Source organism: Microcoleus sp. Z1_A1, from assembly GCF_036700305.1.
Lineage (GTDB): Bacteria > Cyanobacteriota > Cyanobacteriia > Cyanobacteriales > Microcoleaceae > Microcoleus.
In genome coordinates, this window is the sequence record NZ_JAUBOR010000012.1 from 132,328 (window position 1) to 150,800 (window position 18,473).

General features: G+C 43.9%; 14 protein-coding genes. 7 read left to right on the forward strand and 7 right to left on the reverse strand.

Translation table 11 applies throughout. From position 1 onward, the window contains the following. The first annotated feature begins 458 nt into the window (after window positions 1-458). The gene (locus QT973_RS10765) at window positions 459-5,915 is read left to right on the forward strand and encodes an nSTAND1 domain-containing NTPase (RefSeq protein WP_445305690.1); all 5,457 of its coding nucleotides are present in this window, start codon (window positions 459-461) and stop codon (window positions 5,913-5,915) included. A 47-nt stretch (window positions 5,916-5,962) separates the two neighbouring features. Continuing rightward, window positions 5,963-6,640 (forward strand): pentapeptide repeat-containing protein, encoded by a 678-nt coding sequence (locus tag QT973_RS10770; protein ID WP_333056116.1) that lies wholly within the window; start codon window positions 5,963-5,965, stop codon window positions 6,638-6,640. Window positions 6,641-6,785: 145 nt separating this feature from the next. Here the strand turns inward: QT973_RS10770 and QT973_RS10775 are convergent, their stop codons facing one another. Then, window positions 6,786-7,022, reverse strand: a complete 237-nt coding sequence (locus QT973_RS10775; RefSeq protein ID WP_333056115.1) for a hypothetical protein — start codon at window positions 7,020-7,022, stop codon at window positions 6,786-6,788. 95 nt (window positions 7,023-7,117) lie between these two features. On the opposite strand from QT973_RS10775, the gene QT973_RS10780 reads away from it, so the two are divergent. Genes QT973_RS10780 through QT973_RS10790 form a run of 3 tightly spaced genes read left to right on the forward strand, consistent with a single transcriptional unit; the run spans window position 7,118 to window position 8,916 of the window. Next, window positions 7,118-7,585 carry a pentapeptide repeat-containing protein gene (locus QT973_RS10780; RefSeq protein ID WP_333056114.1) on the forward strand — a complete coding sequence of 156 codons (468 nt, stop codon included), beginning with the start codon at window positions 7,118-7,120 and terminating at the stop codon, window positions 7,583-7,585. After that, entirely contained in the window at window positions 7,563-7,964 is a 402-nt protein-coding gene (locus tag QT973_RS10785; RefSeq protein WP_333056113.1) for a pentapeptide repeat-containing protein, read from the forward strand. Before QT973_RS10780 ends, QT973_RS10785 begins: the two co-directional genes overlap by 23 nt. A gap of 46 nt (window positions 7,965-8,010) precedes the next feature. Beyond that, entirely contained in the window at window positions 8,011-8,916 is a 906-nt protein-coding gene (locus tag QT973_RS10790) for a pentapeptide repeat-containing protein (protein ID WP_333208452.1), read from the forward strand. A 167-nt stretch (window positions 8,917-9,083) separates the two neighbouring features. On the opposite strand, the gene QT973_RS10795 is transcribed toward QT973_RS10790, so the two are convergent. Then, complete coding sequence (locus tag QT973_RS10795) at window positions 9,084-14,444, reverse strand: DNA/RNA non-specific endonuclease (RefSeq protein ID WP_333391307.1); 5,361 nt, start codon at window positions 14,442-14,444, stop codon at window positions 9,084-9,086. 528 nt (window positions 14,445-14,972) lie between these two features. Between QT973_RS10795 and QT973_RS10800 the strand changes: the two genes are divergently transcribed. Further along, window positions 14,973-15,446, forward strand: a complete 474-nt coding sequence (locus QT973_RS10800) for a pentapeptide repeat-containing protein (protein ID WP_333058348.1) — start codon at window positions 14,973-14,975, stop codon at window positions 15,444-15,446. A gap of 142 nt (window positions 15,447-15,588) precedes the next feature. Here the strand turns inward: QT973_RS10800 and QT973_RS10805 are convergent, their stop codons facing one another. Further along, on the reverse strand, window positions 15,589-15,846 hold the full coding sequence (locus tag QT973_RS10805; protein ID WP_333058349.1) for a hypothetical protein: 258 nt from the start codon (window positions 15,844-15,846) through the stop codon (window positions 15,589-15,591). A 157-nt stretch (window positions 15,847-16,003) separates the two neighbouring features. On the opposite strand from QT973_RS10805, the gene QT973_RS10810 reads away from it, so the two are divergent. Then, on the forward strand, window positions 16,004-16,474 hold the full coding sequence (locus QT973_RS10810) for a pentapeptide repeat-containing protein (RefSeq protein WP_333058350.1): 471 nt from the start codon (window positions 16,004-16,006) through the stop codon (window positions 16,472-16,474). Window positions 16,475-16,589: 115 nt separating this feature from the next. On the opposite strand, the gene QT973_RS10815 is transcribed toward QT973_RS10810, so the two are convergent. The 4 genes from QT973_RS10815 to QT973_RS10830 all read right to left on the reverse strand — a co-directional run bounded on the left by QT973_RS10815 (window position 16,590) and on the right by QT973_RS10830 (window position 18,473). Next, on the reverse strand, window positions 16,590-17,102 hold the full coding sequence (locus tag QT973_RS10815) for a hypothetical protein (RefSeq protein ID WP_333058351.1): 513 nt from the start codon (window positions 17,100-17,102) through the stop codon (window positions 16,590-16,592). Window positions 17,103-17,110: 8 nt separating this feature from the next. Then, a complete protein-coding gene (locus tag QT973_RS10820; RefSeq protein WP_333058355.1) occupies window positions 17,111-17,752 on the reverse strand; it encodes a DNA/RNA non-specific endonuclease in 642 nt (213 codons plus the stop codon). 233 nt (window positions 17,753-17,985) lie between these two features. Next, window positions 17,986-18,189 carry a cytoplasmic protein gene (locus QT973_RS10825; RefSeq protein WP_333058352.1) on the reverse strand — a complete coding sequence of 68 codons (204 nt, stop codon included), beginning with the start codon at window positions 18,187-18,189 and terminating at the stop codon, window positions 17,986-17,988. 86 nt (window positions 18,190-18,275) lie between these two features. Further along, a complete protein-coding gene (locus QT973_RS10830; protein WP_333058353.1) occupies window positions 18,276-18,473 on the reverse strand; it encodes a cytoplasmic protein in 198 nt (65 codons plus the stop codon).

Here is an 18,473-nt window from a genome sequence, read left to right on the forward strand (position 1 = left end):
CTCAACTCTCATATCTGCAATGTCAGACCCCCTATGTCTGTTTTTAGCTGTTGCTCTTAATTTCACATAATCCCATACCGGAGTACATTTTTTTTGCTGTTATGCTAAATGCCTGCTACAGATATATCGAAGTTGTTTACTAATAGCTAGCCGTCGGTATGATCGTGAACTAAGCACTTGGCTATTTATGATCTGTAGTCCTTTATATATCGCTTAATCAAAAAATCTAAGATAACCTTAAATTTTTATTCGCAAGTCTAGCATTCTCTGAGATTGAGAGGTATGATATCTTTACATTGGATCTAATAAATATGTAAGTATTGATAGGACAAGTACGGAAAACTACGTATTTATACAGAGATAAAGCGTCAGACAGAGACGGGGATGTCTAAGTAGAGACGCTTTCAGTCACGATTGGCGAGCGTTAGGTAATTGATTAATGCAAAAGAGGTGCACGCATGACCGATCTAATTAAGGTACAAGAAACTGCAAACTACAACGAGCGCTCGCTCAAAACTCTGGTCAGGTCAATCACAATGTCTCAACACCAATTCTCGCTAATTTTGGTGCGCTGCAACTACGAGCAGTTGCGGCAGCAAATAGCGCAGCGGCTGCGAGAAGTGTCCCCAGTTCCAATTCAAGATATCGTCCTGCCAGCTTCAGTCAAAACCCTCTACACTACCCTGCTCTCAAGCTCTTTCCAGGAGGGGTACTCGCCTGTGGATGCCACCTCGGCTTTGATGGTATTCGGTTTAGAAACAGTAGTAGCGATCGACGAACTGATGGCTTCTACCAATCAAGTGCGAGACGAATTTCGCAAAAATTTTTCCTGCCCAGTGATCTTGTGGGTAACAGATGATATCGTCACCAAAATGATTCGTCTGGCCCCGGATTTCAAAAGTTGGGCCGCCGCCACAATTAAATTTGAAATGGGCGTTGACGAATTAATTAATTTCCTCGCTAGGCGGGCTGATACTATATTTAAAATAGGCGAACTCCATCAAGAACTCGCCAGCAGCAACCTCAGCACCATCACTAATTGTGAGACCTGCGAAACCCCGTCCGAAAAACGCGGCCTGGAGCGCGAAATCAGCCCCGGAGAACGCTTTCTAACTTTTAACTCACGGCCCCAAAACCGACGACAATCAGATATCCACTCCTATTCGCCATTGAGTCCCGGCAATACCTTCGATTTGGCGATCGGCTCTTTGCCACGCCGAGAACTAGAATTAGCTTTAAGAGATTTACAAAATCGCGGTGAAGAATTAGAACCCGCCCTCAAAGCCAGCCTGGAATTCGTTCTCGGTAGAGATTACTATGTCAGCGACCAAACCGAAACTGCCTTAATTCATTACCAAGAAAGTTTAGTATTTTGGCAGCAGCAAACCGGCAACTTGGAACATTCCGAAAACCCAGAAACCTTCTCCTCCTTGTCGAATCCTGTCCCCAAAATTTTATTTTTAGAGAGAGAAGGCATAGTGCTGTTTCACATAGCCCTGTGTCACCGCTTGCAAGCAGCCAGAAACCCGGTAGCCAACCGCCAGCACTGGGAACAAGCTTGGATTAGCCTGGAAAAATCTAGAAACGCTTTCTCCCTTGCCTCACGCCCGGAATTGGTAGCTGAGGTGACAGCACACCTCGGAGAAGTGCTGCAGCGCTTGAAAGCTTGGGGAGAGTTGCAAGCATTAGCTGAAAATTCTTTGCAGTTGCACTTCACTTACGGTACTCCCAGCCAACTAGCTCAAGATTACGGCTTTTTGGCTGAAGTTGCCCTGCAAGAGTCGAGGTGGAGTCAAGCCCGCCAGCTAGCCGAGTTGGCTTTGGCGATTTTGGATCAAACGCCTAATGATTTGAGATTGCTGATTGAAGATTTGAGATTGGGGTTTGAGGGAAATTATCCAGAATTTGTGGGCCCTAACGAGTTAAGTAACGAACCCAAATCTAAAATCCAACATCCTAAATCCGACAGGAGTTCGTATCTTTTACTTTTAGCCCGAAGTTTGCGACAGCTAGGGCAGTGGGAAGCGGCGGTTCATTCTTTGGAGTTGGCTCAATCTCAAAGCGAGCCGAAGTACGACCCCCGACTTTACATCGATATTTTGACGGAATTGCAAGCGGTTTATTTCGAGCAGGGAGAGTATCTTAAAGCGTTTCGGATTAAAAAAACCCAGCGTTCGATCGAATATCAATACGGATTTAGAGCTTTTATTGGAGCCAGCCAATTGCAGCAGCAGCGCCAAGCGGTCAATCCTTCAGGCCCCTCAGCTCAAAACCAAGCTGCCATTGCAGCCTCCATGACGGCTTATTCGCGCCAAACAGATATCAATAGCTTGCTAGAAAGAATTAGCAGGGACGACCATAAATTAACTATTATTCACGGGCCCAGCGGAGTCGGGAAAAGTTCTCTAGTCAATGCAGGCTTAGTACCAGCTTTGAAAAATATTACTCCGGGTGCGCGGGATACATTGCCCGTAGTAGTCAAAGTTTACACCGACTGGCTGGTGGAGTTAGAAAATGCTTTGAACAGCGCACTGTACGACAAACAAGCCGAAGAGGAAAGTAAATTAATCTCGAAAGGAGTACAGGAAATCCACAAAAGAAGTTGCTCGGTTATTCCTGCTCGCAGCTCGGAAGTCTCTTCTTTTATTATAGAACAGTTGCGCGAAAATGCCACAAATAATTTGTTAACTGTGCTGATTTTCGATCAATTTGAAGAGTTTTTCTTTGTTTCAACTTCTGTGGCACAAAGACAACTTTTTTATAATTTTTTGCGTTTGTTTTTGAACTTGCCTTATGTCAAGATAATTCTGTGCTTGCGCGAAGATTATTTGCACTACTTACTAGATTGCGATCGCTTCCCAAATCTTGATGCTATTAACAATAATATTCTCGACAAAAGCATCCGCTACCAACTGCGGAGTTTTTCTATCAAAGACGCGCGGGCTGTCATTGGACACTTAACAGAACGGGCGGAATTTTATTTAGAGCCGGCACTGATCGATGCCTTCGTAGAAGATTTAGCAGACGAACTGCAAGAAGTGCGACCAATTGAATTGCAGGTAGTAGGAGCGCAACTGCAAGAAGAAGATATTACCAGTCTAGCACAATACCAGCAATTGGGGGACAATCCCAAAGCGGAATTAGTGAAACGATCGCTCGAAAGAGTCATCTCTGACTGCGGGCCCGTTAACGAAGACGCAGCTTGGAAAATCTTGTTTTCCCTGACAGATGAAAGAGGCGTAAGACTGATAAAAACCAAACACGAACTCTCGTTAGTTACAGGCCCGCAGCCAGCCGATGCCCGCGAAACCGAATTATCGGCGATCGGCAGAAACCGAATTTCCCTACCGCGACAGTTCGCTGCATACCCTGAAAGCCGACCCAAGAAAACCGACAACCTGGACTTAATTTTAGACATTTTAGTTGGTCACGGTTTGCTATTTTTGCTACGGGAAGCGCCCGAAGACCGCTATCAATTGGTACACGACTATTTAGTGCGACCGATTCGCCAAAGATTCGGCTTAGAAGCGAGACTCCACAAAGCAGAAGCGGACAAAAAAATGAGTCAAGCACAGCTCTACCGAGCCAATACTTTTCTCAAACAACTGCTGGGAGTAGCAGTGATCGGCGTCATGCTGCTCACCAGTTCCACGATCGCAGCCGTAAATTTTTGGTGGCGGGCTGTGGGTCAAAAACAGCTAGCTGTCGCTCAAACTCAGCGAGCCGAAATCAGTACCCTGACAGCAGCTTCGGAAGCACTTTATTTCTCAAATAACAAATTTGACGCCATGATGGAAAGTTTGAGAGCTGGTAAAAAGTGGAAACAGATCGAACACTCCCAACAAATGTATACTCTCAAAGACACCGAAATCCTGATTTCTGCAGCCCTCCAGCAGGCAGTTTATGGAGTCAAAGAACGCAACCGCTTGGAAGGACACGGCGATGTAGTTTGGGGTCTTAGCTTCAGTCCAGACGGCGAGACAATAGCTTCTTCCAGTGTAGATAAAACCGTCAAACTTTGGCGGCGCGACGGCAGTTTGCTGGCAACTTTCAAAGACCACACTAACAGTGTCTCCTGTGTCGCGTTCAGTCCCGACAACAAAACCATAGCGTCGGCAAGTTTAGATAAAACTGTCAAAATTTGGCAAACTGACGGCCGTTTGTTAGCTACTTTCAAAGGGCATACTAATAGCGTTACCAGCGTTGCTTTTAGTTCTGACGGTCAAACGATCGCCACTGGCTCTACTGATAAAACTATCAAACTTTGGAAAACCGACGGCACGCTGCTGCGGACGATCGAACAATTTGCTCCCGTAAATTGGCTAAGCTTCAGCCGCGACGGCAAAATAATCGCTGTGGCGAGCGATGACGGTAGTGTGAAACTGTGGAGTTCTGACGGTAAGTTAATCGCTAATTTATGGCACAGCGAAAACAGACAACCCTCGAAAATTTACACCGTCAGTTTCTCCCCCGATGGTGAAACGATCGCCAGTGCGGGTGAAGATAAAACGGTGAAAATCTGGAGCATCGCTGCACTCAAACACCCACCAACAGAAAATTCCACACAAGCCAAAAAAGGTGAACTGCTAACAACTTTGCGGGGACACAGCAAGTGGGTATTTGGTGTCAGTTTCTCCCCCGATGGTCAAACACTTGCTTCGGGAAGTGCAGACGGGACTGTCAAACTCTGGAATCTTGCTGGTGTTGGCGACAAACGCCCAACCGATGCTAGCAACATTAAACCAGAGAGTCGCTTACTGAGAACTTTTGAGGGACACGCCGATCGAGTTACTCAGGTGAGTTTTAGCCCGGAAGGCAAAACCTTGGCTTCGGCAAGTTTTGACAAAACTATCAGGCTGTGGCGACTCGATGACGTGCCGCTCAAAACCCTCGACGGACACCAAAACCGGGTGCAAGGCGTTACTTTTAGCCCCGACGGCCAAAGGCTGGCTTCTGCTTCTACGGACAACACTATCAAACTCTGGAGCCGCACGGGAGTTTTGCTGGAAACCTTGGAAGGACACACTCAGAGAGTCGCCAGCGTCAGTTTCAGCCCCGACGGCCAGCTACTTGCTTCTGGGAGTTACGACAAAACGGTGAAAGTCTGGAGTTTGACAGAAGATGGCATGAATAATATTCTCCCTTGTCCTTCGGCTCCGCTATTCCCGTGTTCGCCTTCTGTGCTGTTGACTCTCGACGGCCACGCCGACAGCGTGATGAGCGTGAGCTTTAGCCCCGACAGCGAGGTTCTGGCAACGGCTAGCAAGGATAAGACTGTGAAACTCTGGACTAGAAACGGCAGGCTGATTAAGACTTTGACGGGACACACAGGCTGGGTGACTGGGGTGACTTTCAGTCCCGACGGCTCGATGCTGGCTTCTGCAAGCGATGATGGTACTCTCAAACTCTGGAATCGGGACGGTCGTTTGCTAAGAACGTTTGAAGGAGCTCACAACAGTTTTGTGTTGGGGGTTGCTTTTAGCCCTGATGGCAAAATGCTGGCTTCGGCTGGTTACGACAATTCGGTGAAATTGTGGAAGGTAGATGGGACTTTGGTGGCGACGCTGCTGAAGGGTTCTAGCGACAGCGTGACTAGCGTTGCTTTTAGCCCGGATGGTTTGTTGGTTGCTTCGGGTAGTTACGATCATAAGGTGAAACTGTGGAGTCGCAGCGGGACTTTGCTGAAAACTTTGACGGGTCACAAGGATAGTGTGATGAGTGTGAGTTTTAGCCCGGATGGGAAGGTTCTGGCTTCTGCGGGCCGGGATAATCGGGTGATTTTGTGGAATTTGGATCTTGACGATTTGCTGGTGAGGGGCTGTGACTGGGTGGGAGATTATCTGAGAACTAATCCTAATGTGAGCGATCGCGATCGGCGTCTCTGCGACGGGGTGGTGGCAAAACCTCAGTTTTAGCTATTTGATTGTTGGCGGTTGACGGTTACAAATTAAGGATTAAAGTTATGGATGCAGAAGAATTGATCGGACGGTATGCTGCTGGAGAAAGAGACTTTGCAGGTCTTGACCTAAGTGGAATTCTTTTGGGTAGACGTTACGCTGATGAGTTAATCAAACGATATCAAACTGAAGAAAACACCAGAATTGGAGGAGTCAACCTGCGCGGTATAAACCTGAGCGGCACTAATCTGGAAGGGGCTAACCTAGAAGCCGTTGATTTTATGGGGGCCAATTTGAGTGGAGCCAACTTGACTGGAGCTATATTGCAGGTGGGGAGGCTCAATGAAGCTAACCTGAGCGGAGCTAACCTCAGAGAAGTTATCCTTAGCTCGGCTCGACTGCATCAAACTAACTTGAGTGGGGCTATTTTGGAAAGAGCTGTCTCGTATGATGCGGAATTCATAGGGACGATTCTGAAACAAGCAAAGCTCAAGGGGGCTGGTTTAGAGACTTCTAGCTTTATTGACGTTGATTTTACCAGTGCTGATTTAAGAGAGGTAGGTATAGGACCAGCTACCATCAAGCAATGCAACTTTACCAAAGCCAATTGGAATCGAGGGTGTATTCAACGGTGTACGTTTATCGATTGCGATTTTACCAAGGCTAGCTTTAGGAAAGCCGGTGCAATAGAATCGAATTTTATTCGGTGTAATTTTACAGATGCTGAATTGGTGAAAATGTAAGTTTTTGATGCCTGCACGAAAGTTTCTATTTTCTAAATAGCTAGAGAAATAGAAGGTCAGTGAATGTTGAATTTGAACCACTCACTGACCAGAGGAATAAATCCCTAAGTCATTCTTTTATAGCAAGCGCTCAAAAGGAACCTTCTTAATCCGTTCCAGGTGCTAATCCGGCGGGTGCTGGTACTGCCAACTGGGCGGGTATATTCAGGGAGTTATCGCCAAAGTTTAAGTTGAAGGCTCCTGCAAATTCAAATCCCGCCGGCAGCGGTAGGGAGAAGTTTTGTTGGTTGACTGGGGCAATGCTGACGGTTGTGTCTTGCTTTAAGGCACCGGGGGCTATCATTACTGTTGATGTGCCGTCTGTTGAGCTGATGACATTCAATAAGGAAGGCTATCCCAAGTATTTCCAATAGATTCTTGACTGGGAAAGCGGTATTATTAACACTATCAACCGATTACAAATTAAGGGTTAAAGTTATGGATGCTGAAGAATTACTTAGAAGATATGCCAATGGCGAGAGAGACTTTGCTGAGGTTGACTTGAGCAATGCCAATTTGAAGAAAAGCAAGCTTATTGATATCAATCTCACCAAGACCAATTTAACAGATGCTGACTTGAGTGGTGCTGAGTTGATGAATGCTAACTTGAGTGGTGCTAACTTGATTTCTGCTGAGTTGATGAATGCTAACTTGAGTGGTGCTAACTTAAGCGATGCTAACATGGATTGTATTGACTTGAGCGACGCTAATTTGACCGAGGCTAACTTGACCGAGGCTAACTTGGATGGCGCTGAGTTGATTAAGGCTAATTTTAGTGGTGCTAACTTGAAAGGAGCTTGGTTACAAGGGGCTGACTTGACGGGAGCTAATCTAAGTAATGCCTGCTTAGAAAACGCAACTTTGCACTATGCTGACGTGACTGATGCCAACCGAGCGTGGAGCTAATTTGAAAAATGGTTTTTTATCTAGGCTCAACTGCCAAAATACTAACCTCACTGGAGCCGACCTCAGCGATGTAGACCTCGGTGAAGCTGGTTTTCATAAAGCAACTCTAATTGGCGCGAATCTAAGTAATACCAAACTACATCAAACTGGGTTTTGGAATTCCGATCTTACTGGAGCTAACTTTAGTGGTGCAATTATGGATGAAACATCATTTGATGGTTCAAATCTGTGCAATGCTAATCTGATGGGAGCTAGACCCGATCCTGAATATGACGACTCAAATACAATCAATCTGTGCGGAAAATGGGAAGACGCTACTTTGTGCAATACTATAATGCCAGATGGAACGATCCGAAATGATAATTGTACGGATCGATGAATGGAAAACATTACTATAAAACGATTACAAATTAAGGGTAAAAGTTATGAATGCGGAAGAATTAATCGGACGATATGCTGCTGGTGAGAGAGACTTTATTGGCGCTGACTTAAGGAACATCTGTCTGATGGATACTTTTCTAACGGACATCAACTTACGTAGTGCCAATTTAGAAGATTCTTTATTAATGAGAAATTTTCTGATTAATGCCAACTTAACTGGTGCTAACCTGAAAAAAGTTAATCTTTCAGATTCATATTTAATGAATGCTAACTTAATTAATGCCAATCTCAGTGATGCTAATCTCCATCAAGCTGATCTAACAGGTGCTGATTTAACAGGCGCTGATTTAACAGGCGCTGATTTAACCACAGCTCAATTGATTGGTGCTAACTTAATTGATGCTAAGTTAAATAATATTCAAACTAATAAATCGACAATTTTTCATCATACTATTATGCCTTCTGGAAATCGAAAAATGGATTCGGAGCGAGGCTTAAGTGGTGAAGAATTCAAAAGACGCTATGCAGATGGACAGAGAGAATTTACCGGAATAGTCTTACATCGAGTTAACTTAGAAGGTGCTAACCTACCTAATCTGGATCTGTCCTATGCTCATTTCAGTCAAGTTAACTTGCGTAATGCTATTCTGGAACCTTTTAGTTGGGACTCGGCACGAATTATTTATTGCGACCTTAGAGGTTCTAATTTAAAGGGTGGCAATTTTACTAATACCAGGTTTATTCACTCTGATTTAAGAGAGGCGCAACTTTTCGGCGAGGCAACCTGTACCAGTTTTATAGAAGTTAGCTTCCAAGGCGGTGTATTCCTATATCATGGACAGTCACCTCCTTTCTGCTATAACGTTACTTTACCAGATGGGGAATATATGGCTGGATGTAGCGATTGCTATCAAAAAACTACTCATATCAAAAAAGATGGCGAGTTTTAATGTTATGAGGATGGGATTTAAGCAAGGTCGCTAAATATAGTAAGGGTGAAGACCTGTCGCCCTTACCACATCTTAAAATGTTATAAATTGCGTAAATTTTATCCTCATTATTTTTACCCAAAGCCAACTCAGTAAAACTGCTTCAATCAAAAACTAAAACAGAAAATCTAGACTTTTTCTAAAAGATTTTTTTGTACACTTTTGTCAGTAACATTTGAGAGAAAACTAAAATCAAAAGGTGTATTCGAGCCGGGAATAGGCCTGTTGTTAAGAAGAGTTTGAAGTTGTAGCAAGGTAATTCGCCAAGTTGCCACGTTTCTCCATTGTTCAGGGCTTTCGATGGGTTGACGATTTCCCCCTAAGAGTTGATTTAGAGGATGTTCTTGAGGCCAAGATTCTGGTTCTGAGCGGTTAGGAGTTATAAATGTAAACATAAGTGTTTCAGAGGTAATTTCACCATTTGGTTTAGGCAAAGCCATAATTGTTTTCCAGGTCCATTCAGGAATCTGAATATTGTTCTCAAAGTTTTGGGGGTTTGTATTCCCTCTGTTAATAAAAATACCATTGTTTGTTAGTTGATTTAAGAGTGCTGGAACATTAGTTTTTTTCTGAGTAGTCCAATTATTTCCTAAAGCACCGGCAATAATATAAAGTTCTTGCCCTTGCTGAACACGATCCTGTACTTTTTGTTCAATATTAAACCAAGCAGAGGCAGTCAATGGATTTGTAGAAAACAATCTATTATTGTCCATAGATTGTGCAATTAAATTAGTCCCCATATAGGTTTCTATGGCATCTTTAGAGTTTCTGTTTCTGTCTCGATCAGGAATTAAATGACCTTTATCCATTCCTACCCAAGGCTGCCGAAATATAGTACCATCAATTTGAGGCAGGTTAGAATTTGCTGAAGTGGGCGACAAAAAAGGATCTGCTATGAACTGGATGTCTGTTCTTGTACTAGATGGTACAGTCCACGATTTATTAACTTGCCAACTCACCCAGTTAGAAAGTTTTGTTTGAGTATTGTAGGATACTACATATCCTGGTTTTTCAATCAGTAAATTTGTTGGTTGTTCTTGAGTTAAATCCCATCTAGCGTTAGTAGGGTTGCCAAGCTTGAGGTGTGGACTCTTGAAAAATACATTATCTATGATAACATTTGCATTGTCATCACCTTCTAGGCTAAACGTCAGCTTAGCTGGTTTTCCTACAGATTTTGCGAAATCTTCGTAAGCCAGTAATTGCAAGGGTAACTGAAAAGTTTCAAATCCTGTTCTTCCAAATCCAATACTATTGATATTCTGGCTATATATTTTTCTGATTTCATCGACATCTTCTTTGTTGGCCTCAGCTACAGTAACGGAATCCTGAGCTAGATTTATTCTCTTTATTGGTATGTTTACTCCTTCTACTTCAAGTTTTACATTGAGTATTCCACTTCTGCTGGGAGCGTGAATATCAAACCGCAAATTTCCCCAATCATTTAGCATAAAGCGATTATGGGAGATGCTTTCACCACCTTTTAACTTCAGAGCATAATTGGGTTGATAATCTTGAGCTTGAGAGTTAATACCTAATAAGCTCAAGTAATTGGAAAAATTGGGAGATTGTTGAGCTATCTCATTCCACTCTACAAGGTTGTTGATAGGTGACACCAAAGTTGATGTGGCACTATTATGAAAAGACCACCCAGGAATTTCCTTAGAGATAGTATTCCGACCAAATTCTTCAGCCCCACTCTTATTAGGAATAAACTGGTCAAAATTCCCATTAAACAGAGTAGGAACCGCATAATCCCCCCGCATACCAGCAGAAAGAGTATTATCAAAACTCACCGGAACGCGCCCAGTAGGGCTATACTGACGCTGCTCTTTACCTCCACCCAAAACAGAATAAAACCAACCCTCACCAACCCCTTCACCATTGCCATTATCATACCAAGGTTTAGCTGCCGGGAAATTCGGATCGAACATTTCGGGTAAACCCATTTTACCCAACATATCGTTAACTGCTTGAGGATTCTCAGAGGCCTCCACATGAGGATACTGAAGTAAAACTTCCTCCAGGTCTAAATCAACCGTCCCAGCATACCATCCAAATGCTCGCTTGTGCGTCCCTCCAATACTATCATCCTTAGTAAACCCAATCCGACTATTTATCCGATCTGGTTCCCCATTACGAGTACCGAGTAAAATCTCTCGGTCTGCCTTCCCTAAAGTATCGCCCGACGCTTTAGGAAAATTCAGTCCAGCAGGTTTGGGATTCTTATCCAACTCCTCTTGTGGAAGTTGACTCAAAGAACGACCGTTAGGAGTAGCAGTACCACCATTCGGGTCAGCCACAGTCTGATAATAGTTATCAGCAAACGTAACATTATTCCAAACCTGAATTTTGGGTTCGTAGAAATCGCTGAAATTTGTGCTGATAAAGCCAGGTAATTGTAAATTCAAACTAGGTTGGTAGAAATCGTGCGGGTCAATTGTTGTCATTTGGAGGTCTCGGTCAGCCATAGATTTGCCGCCCGCTTGGGGGAAGAAAGTCCCTAAACGCTGTACAATTTCGCTATTGACAACCGTCCCTCGACTGAAGCCCATGAAATGTAGTGGCGAATTGAACAAATCCCCCTGCTGGCGAATCAGCTTCCCTTCGCTGTTGTACAACCGGTTTAATTGATTGCCTTGATACTCTCCAACCTTACCCCCTAATGCCAGATCCAACTGCACCAGAGAAGCAAATAAAGCATCAGCCGCACCCTCAGAAAAGCCAACGTCAGGAATGACTGATTCTCTGTCCAACGACCATTCTGTTAGCAACACTAACGGTTTGTTCTGGTTGAGGTATTTAATCTCCTTTCCATCTATAACTACCCCGGCTTTTAAGTTATTTGCCAAAGTTGATAAATAAGCTGTTTCGCTGGTCTTAAGCCCCTCGGTCAAATCAGTTATCACCCGTCCCTGTAAATCTATAGGAATCCAGTTGCCTGTAGGCTTGTCGTAGCGCATAATTAACCCGCTGTTTTCCGGTGTATTGCCGCTAACAGTGGCAATTTTGTTGGCCATTTGGAAAAAGGAATCAGGAATCCCAGACTGGTTAGGCAAAAGTGTAAAACCATGAGTCAACACACTCACGCTGCTGAAAGGACTGTTGCTAACAGGAGGTATGGTTTGAAACTGCCCCAAATCTTTGGTCACAGCGCCGCTATTACTCACAGCTTCAACAGCAAAATTGTAGTTCTGCCCCGCAGTAAGACTCCTCGGTAGCGTGAAGTTAGTGCTAGTATTTGCGGGGTCATTTAAAGGTTGGTCAAGAGGCGTAATCCCGTCATGGCCGTACCACTTGCCAGTATCTTTCTTCCAAGTCGCAGTCAGAATCCGGTTTGGATTGAAATCGTCATAACCGTTCCAAGGCTTAGAAAGAAGTTGACGCTTTTGTGTTTCCGAGAATCCGGGAAGGAGTGCCGAATCTGATAAATCGACAACCTTATCCCAGGGCAATAAACCCTTCCCTTGCTCGAACGTACTGACAAAAAGATTGACCTCTTTTACATCCTCCCAACCCGGAGCAAACTGCCATTGAAAAGTCGGAGTCAGGTCACTTGTCGTTGCACCAGGCCCCTTCAAATCCAGCCAGTCAGTCGGTGCAGAACTCAAATCCCGTAAATTGCCTCCAGTACCGACTGGTGCGCGTGTTGTACCCAACGGCACCCCATAAGTAAACTGATTAGCAGGTCGATTCTCCTGAAGAATCCCATAGTCAGCAGCAATACTAATAGCCGGATTTATATCATCAATAGGAACCCTTGTGAAATCAACCGCAGTCACAGACCTCGCCGTAGTAGCATTGAAGAAAGGAGACTTAACACCCCTGTCAAGACTATCAATTTTGAATTGACCGGGATTGTCCAGAGTTTTAATCATTTCCTCAACATCGAAAGCATAAACGCTCCCGCTACCAGTCAGAGAAGGATAAGAGCCATAAAGGTATTTGTTGTCATTAGAAAGCACTAAATCGTTAGTAAGAGCCTCTGGAATCGGTCTGGTAGCACCGATTAATTGAGGATTCGGGCCCAAGGGGTCTTTAATAATCCCAATATTTCCCCCAGAACGCACATCTGCATTAGGGCCAAGACTTCCAGAATTGCGACCAGCCACAAACCCATACCGCCCATCCCGCGTTACAGTGACAGATACCCCCTCATTCACATCAAAATAATCAGTAGGAAAACCCAAACTTAAAGGGGCATAACTCACAGAAGCAGTAAAGTTAAGAGGGTCGTCCGAAGTAATTTCCAACACCCCAAAACCAGGCCCGTCATTCTGGTCAGTATTAATCAGATTCAATCCGTTCGTGAACACCATTTTCGTCGGCTCATTCGTAGCTGCTATTCCCTCGGTCTCCGAAATAGTAGGAATAACTCCAATTTGTTGATGCCACTTACGAGGATTAGAATCTTCATCCTTCGGTCGGTCCTTAGAGTCAATATTGATTGCATAAATCCGACGATTAGGCACTTGCTCATTATTATCAGAACCCGTGCCGAACAGCCGCCGCCCGTCACTACTAATTGCCAACTGACTCAACCCTAATGGTGAAGTGACGTTAATAGTCTCAACTACTTTGTGATAAGTTGCCGAGTTAGGGTTGATGTCAAGGACGTAAATTTTCGCTTGATTCAAGTCGCCAATGTAAGCATAATCGTCTCTAGGACTGATGACTATTGACTTGGGTCTAGCGCCCGCCGGCAGGACAATGGGATTGACGCCTGAAGTATTTGGCTGAGTATCTACCTGTCGCAGTACCATTGGATCGACCAATGCCACTTGACCTGAATTCCTCAAGGTTGCGTAAACGCGATTTCCGTCGCTAGTCACGGCTGTTGATTCTGCCCAATCTGTGACACTGCTAGTCCCCACAGGAATTTGAGCCAACAGCAAGTCCTTGCTGTTTGTAGTATCAACCACTGATTCGGGGTTTTTACCGTTGAGAACCGCTACTCGGTCAGAACCGCCCAAGGCTGCAAAGACGTACTCTGCCCCCTGTGGCAGCCGAATTGGATTGCTGTTGTACTGGATTTCTTTGTATACTGGTGTAACGCCTTTTTGCTCGACGATCTGGTTCTGCTTCCTCTCGAGCACGACGCCTGAAGCGCCCAGCACTACTGTATCAGGCACTTTAACTGCTACTTCATACTGATTGCCCCCAAGAGAGCGGCTGCGTGTCGGTACTACAGTGCCCTCATACATAGAGTTGCCTGCATAGAATTTAACTGTCAAATCTTCAAAGTTACTGCCTTTGGAGTCGCTGGCGTTGTTGACCAGAATGTTGCCCCCGGTCAGAAATAAGAGGGGCTCATTGTTCTCAAATGCTTGACCGGAATCATCCTTGAATTTCAGCTCAGCCTTTTGGAGGACAGGAGGGGCTGTGGGGTCAGAGGTGGTTGGGGCTGGCATATTCAAAGCTGCCTTAAATGTTGCAGTGCCGTCGTCGTTTCGCTGCACGCCTACCTCTGTTATGACGGGAAGTCCCACCTTGGGAATTGCTACTACCTGTACTGAAGATATGTCGCGAGTTACGGTAAAGGCTGGGGTGGTAACGAATTTGTCCGGGTCGATTAACTGACCGATGTTTCCCTGGGGGTCAATGATGCCAAAAAATGCTAGGGGGTCAACTTTTCCTGAATCATTCTGTTTGTCTGTTAAAGATTGAGTCGCGGTTTGTACTGGGTTTTGTAAATCGGTTGATTAGACTTCTGCGCTGATATTAGTGTCAGGTGAAACTGGGTTAGATGTGGCTGGAATTAATGGGGCTGTTGGGGGCTGTGTAGTCGGCGGTTGTTGAGAATCTGAAATATTTTATGGCAGATTTGACAGAAAGTCAAAATTAAAATTATAATCGCGCTCTCGGTTGCGTTTGTTAAGAATACCTGTGAGTTCTAGGAGAGTAACTCTCTAAGTATCAGGATTTCTCCAAGCCGTTGCATGAGTTATGCGGTCGGGATATAGAGCATTAAAAAAAGTGCTATTGTTGATTGTGTAAATAGATACAGGAGTTGAGTTATGGAAAAAGAAAGAATAACTGTAGAAGAATTACTCAGACGCTATGCTACTGGCGATCGAGATTTTAGAAACATCATTTTGGAGTATGCAGACTTGAGCGGGGTTGAACTGCAAAATATTGACCTGACTGGTGCTCAATTTAACTACGTTAATTTGAGCCGACTCAATTTGCATAGGTGCGAGTTAGGGTCGGCTCAATTTTGGTACTGTAACTTCAGGGAAGCTAAAATCACCTCAAGTCATTTGGAATACAGTAGGTTTTTTGACTGTGACTTGAGAGGATTTAACAGCAGTAGATGCGACATAAGCTCGGTTAATTTTACTAGAGTCAATTTACAAGGTGCGAAGCTTGGGGGCTTTGGCGAAGACCCTTGTAACTACTGGGACGTTATTCGCCATGACGGAGTTTTTATTTCTGGTTTCACTTCCAATCTGTATCGCTCTTCCTGCAGCAATACTAACAGGGAAGTATGAGATTATAATAATATCCTAAAAAGTTATGAGAGTATGATTACTTCTGGGCTAAACGGAACTTCTTCCTGTAAGGCTAAGTTCCGTTTAGCCCAGAAGTAAAATATCAAGAAGGAGGAGAATATCTCCCTTGATTCTTCAGAGCTTACTGAATATCTTCTGGCAGATTTGACAGGAAATCAAACTTAAAGTCATAGTTGCGAACTTTGTTACGTTCGTTAAGAATATTTGTGAGTTGTGGAAGAGTAAGTCGCCAAGTATCTGGGTTCCTCCAAGTCGCTGCATTAGTTATGTTACTGCGAGCGCTGTCCAAAAAGGGAGAAAACACATCATTATTAAGCGGATTTGGAACCCCATCTGAGGATACATTATTCCAATCTGGTTCTGCTATGTTGGGCGTCATATATGCGAAAGCTTCTATGTTTGACGAAGTAACAATCGAGTTGTACTATTGAGACAAATAAACTATCTGCGGCTGCCGAGCGCCAAGCTAGAGTTGTGTGGTATTTGGGGATGAGTTTGCTATTATTGAAAATGCGAATAGATGCAGGAGTCGAGTTATGGAAAAAGAAAGAATAACTGTAGAAGAATTGCTCAGGCGCTATGCTGCTGGCGATCGAGATTTTAGAAACATCATTTTGGAGTATGCTGACTTGAGCGGAGTTGAACTGGAAAAGAGCGACTTGAGTGGTGCTCAATTTAACTACGTTAATTTGAGCCGACTCAATTTGCATAGGTGCGAGTTGGGATCGGCTCAATTTTGGTACTGTAACTTCCGGGAAGCTAAAATTACCTCAAGTCATTTGGAATATGCTAGGTTTTTTGATTGCGATTTCAGTGGAATTAACACCAGTGGCTGCAATCTAACTTGTGTTCATTTCACCCGAGTTAATCTTCAAGGTGCTAAGCTCTATGGCTTTGGAGAAGATCCTTGCGAGTTTCGGGACATTATTCGGCAAGACGGAGTTTTCATACCGGGTTTTACCTTCAATCCCTATCTCTATTCTCACAACACTAACAGAGAAGTATGAAATTATAACAAGGTTATCAAAAGTTGTTAGAGGATGATTTTCTGCCACTAAAAGAAGCAAAATGTCAAGAAGGAGGAGATTATCTACCTCGCTCCTTCAAGGCATTTTGAACATTTTATGGCAGATTTGAAAACAAATCAAAATCAAACGCATAGTTGCGAACTTTGTTACGTTCGTTAAGAATCTTTGTGAGTTCTGGAAGAGTAACTCGCCAAGTATCTGGGTTCCTCCAAGTCGCTGCATTAGTTATGTTACTGCGAGCGCTGTCCAAAAAGGGAGAAAACACATTATTGTTAAGCGGATTTGGAACCCCATCTGAGGATACATTATTCCAATCTGGTTCGGCTACGTTAGGCGTCATATATGCGAAAGCTTCTATGTTCGACGAAGTAACTTCGGCTCCTGGTTGTTCCACAGCCATGATTGTTTTCCACGTCCATCTAGGGATGTGAATTTGTCGGTTTGACAAATTGCTAGGGCTTGTATTTCCCTGATTGATATACTCTCCATTTAGAATGTCATCAAGCAATTCAGGAACATTCGTTTTCTTTTGAGGATTTGGATCGTTACCAATAGCTCCAGCGAAAATGTAAAGCTCTTGCCCCTGAGTAACCCTGGGAGCTACCACTTTATTTTCTATATTGAACCAAGCTGAAGCATCTGCTGCATTGTTGCTTCCTTGAACAAAAAATCGATTATTATCCATTGACTGGCAATCAAATTAGTTGTGAGGTAAGTTGCTAACTGGTCTTTAGGATGTCTCAATCTATCTCTGTCAGGAGACAAATGACCTCGATTCATTCCTAACCCCGTAAAGATATTTCCATCATAGGTAGACAAGCCACTAGCTAATAGATCGGGGTCAGTTATAAATTCCGGTCTTTCTCTTAATCCTTTTAGTAACTCTCCTGGTTGTGTTTCTGGTCTTGTAACCCATGTTTTGTCTACTTTCCAACCAACCCAGTTGGCAATTTTGGTGTCAGCATTGTAAGACACTGCGTACTGGGGTTTTTCAAGCAGCAAGTTGTTTTGATATGTACTGTTGCTAGGATTCCATCTAGCTTCAGTGGGATTGCCAAATTTGAGATGGTCGCTCTTGAAGAAAACATTATCTATGTAAACGGAATCGCCACCGTCTAAAGAAAAAGTTATTTTCGCTGGCTTACCTCGAAACTCTGCGATTTCTGAATCAGTGAGGTTTAACTTAAGTTGGAAGGTTTCAAATCCTTTTCTGCCAAACCCAATCTTGTTTTCGATATCCGAGTAGATATCCTTAATATTCTAAATTTGATTGTAGTTACTTGCGTCGATCAAAAAATTTGCATCTTCTGCAAGATTGACGGTTACATCTTTACTTTGACCGTCGATCGTTTCAAGTTTTACATTGATTGTCTTAAAGTGCCGACACTGGTCAAAAGATACCAACCTTCATCCTCCTGTTTTCCTCTATATTTTCCTCGCCAATAACAAGAGTCAAAATCCGCCACCGATGGGGCTTTTGACTCTTGTTGTCAGTCCGTCAGCCAAAAAGGTTTTTCGGCTGGTTCATAAACAATTGTATTGTCCTGATCGGGTAAAGGTTTTGTATGTTGTATAGTTCCGGTGATAATAATTGGTGGAATTCCTTCAGGAAAGGCGCGACAAGTTGGCATCTCGTTTACATACACGCGATAAAGATAGTGACGGCAGCCAAGGCATCCTCCATATTCAGCCATTTGATTAATCCTCAACAACAACAACTTGTTTGGGGTCGAAAACTAAATGATGTTGCATCATTTGGTGGGGCTTTTGACTCTTGTTGTTACTCCGTCAGCCAAAAAGGTTTTTCGGCTGGTTCATAAACAATTGTATTGTCCTGATCGGGTAAAGGTTTTGTATGTTCTTTTCCGACGATAATAATTGGTGGAATTCCTTCAGGAAAGGCGCGACAAGTTGGAATACCGTTTACATACACGCGAAGATAGTGACGGCAGCCACGGCATCCTGCATATTCAGCCAT

Coding starts and splice junctions, on each gene's coding strand:
- QT973_RS10805 (WP_333058349.1), bottom strand. CDS start 15,846: ATGACGCCCAACATAGCAGAACCAGATTGGAATAATGTATCCTCAGAT.
- QT973_RS10765 (WP_445305690.1), top strand. CDS start 459: ATGACCGATCTAATTAAGGTACAAGAAACTGCAAACTACAACGAGCGC.
- QT973_RS10810 (WP_333058350.1), top strand. CDS start 16,004: ATGGAAAAAGAAAGAATAACTGTAGAAGAATTGCTCAGGCGCTATGCT.
- QT973_RS10800 (WP_333058348.1), top strand. CDS start 14,973: ATGGAAAAAGAAAGAATAACTGTAGAAGAATTACTCAGACGCTATGCT.
- QT973_RS10790 (WP_333208452.1), top strand. CDS start 8,011: ATGAATGCGGAAGAATTAATCGGACGATATGCTGCTGGTGAGAGAGAC.
- QT973_RS10830 (WP_333058353.1), bottom strand. CDS start 18,473: ATGGCTGAATATGCAGGATGCCGTGGCTGCCGTCACTATCTTCGCGTG.
- QT973_RS10825 (WP_333058352.1), bottom strand. CDS start 18,189: ATGGCTGAATATGGAGGATGCCTTGGCTGCCGTCACTATCTTTATCGC.
- QT973_RS10770 (WP_333056116.1), top strand. CDS start 5,963: ATGGATGCAGAAGAATTGATCGGACGGTATGCTGCTGGAGAAAGAGAC.
- QT973_RS10785 (WP_333056113.1), top strand. CDS start 7,563: ATGCCAACCGAGCGTGGAGCTAATTTGAAAAATGGTTTTTTATCTAGG.
- QT973_RS10780 (WP_333056114.1), top strand. CDS start 7,118: ATGGATGCTGAAGAATTACTTAGAAGATATGCCAATGGCGAGAGAGAC.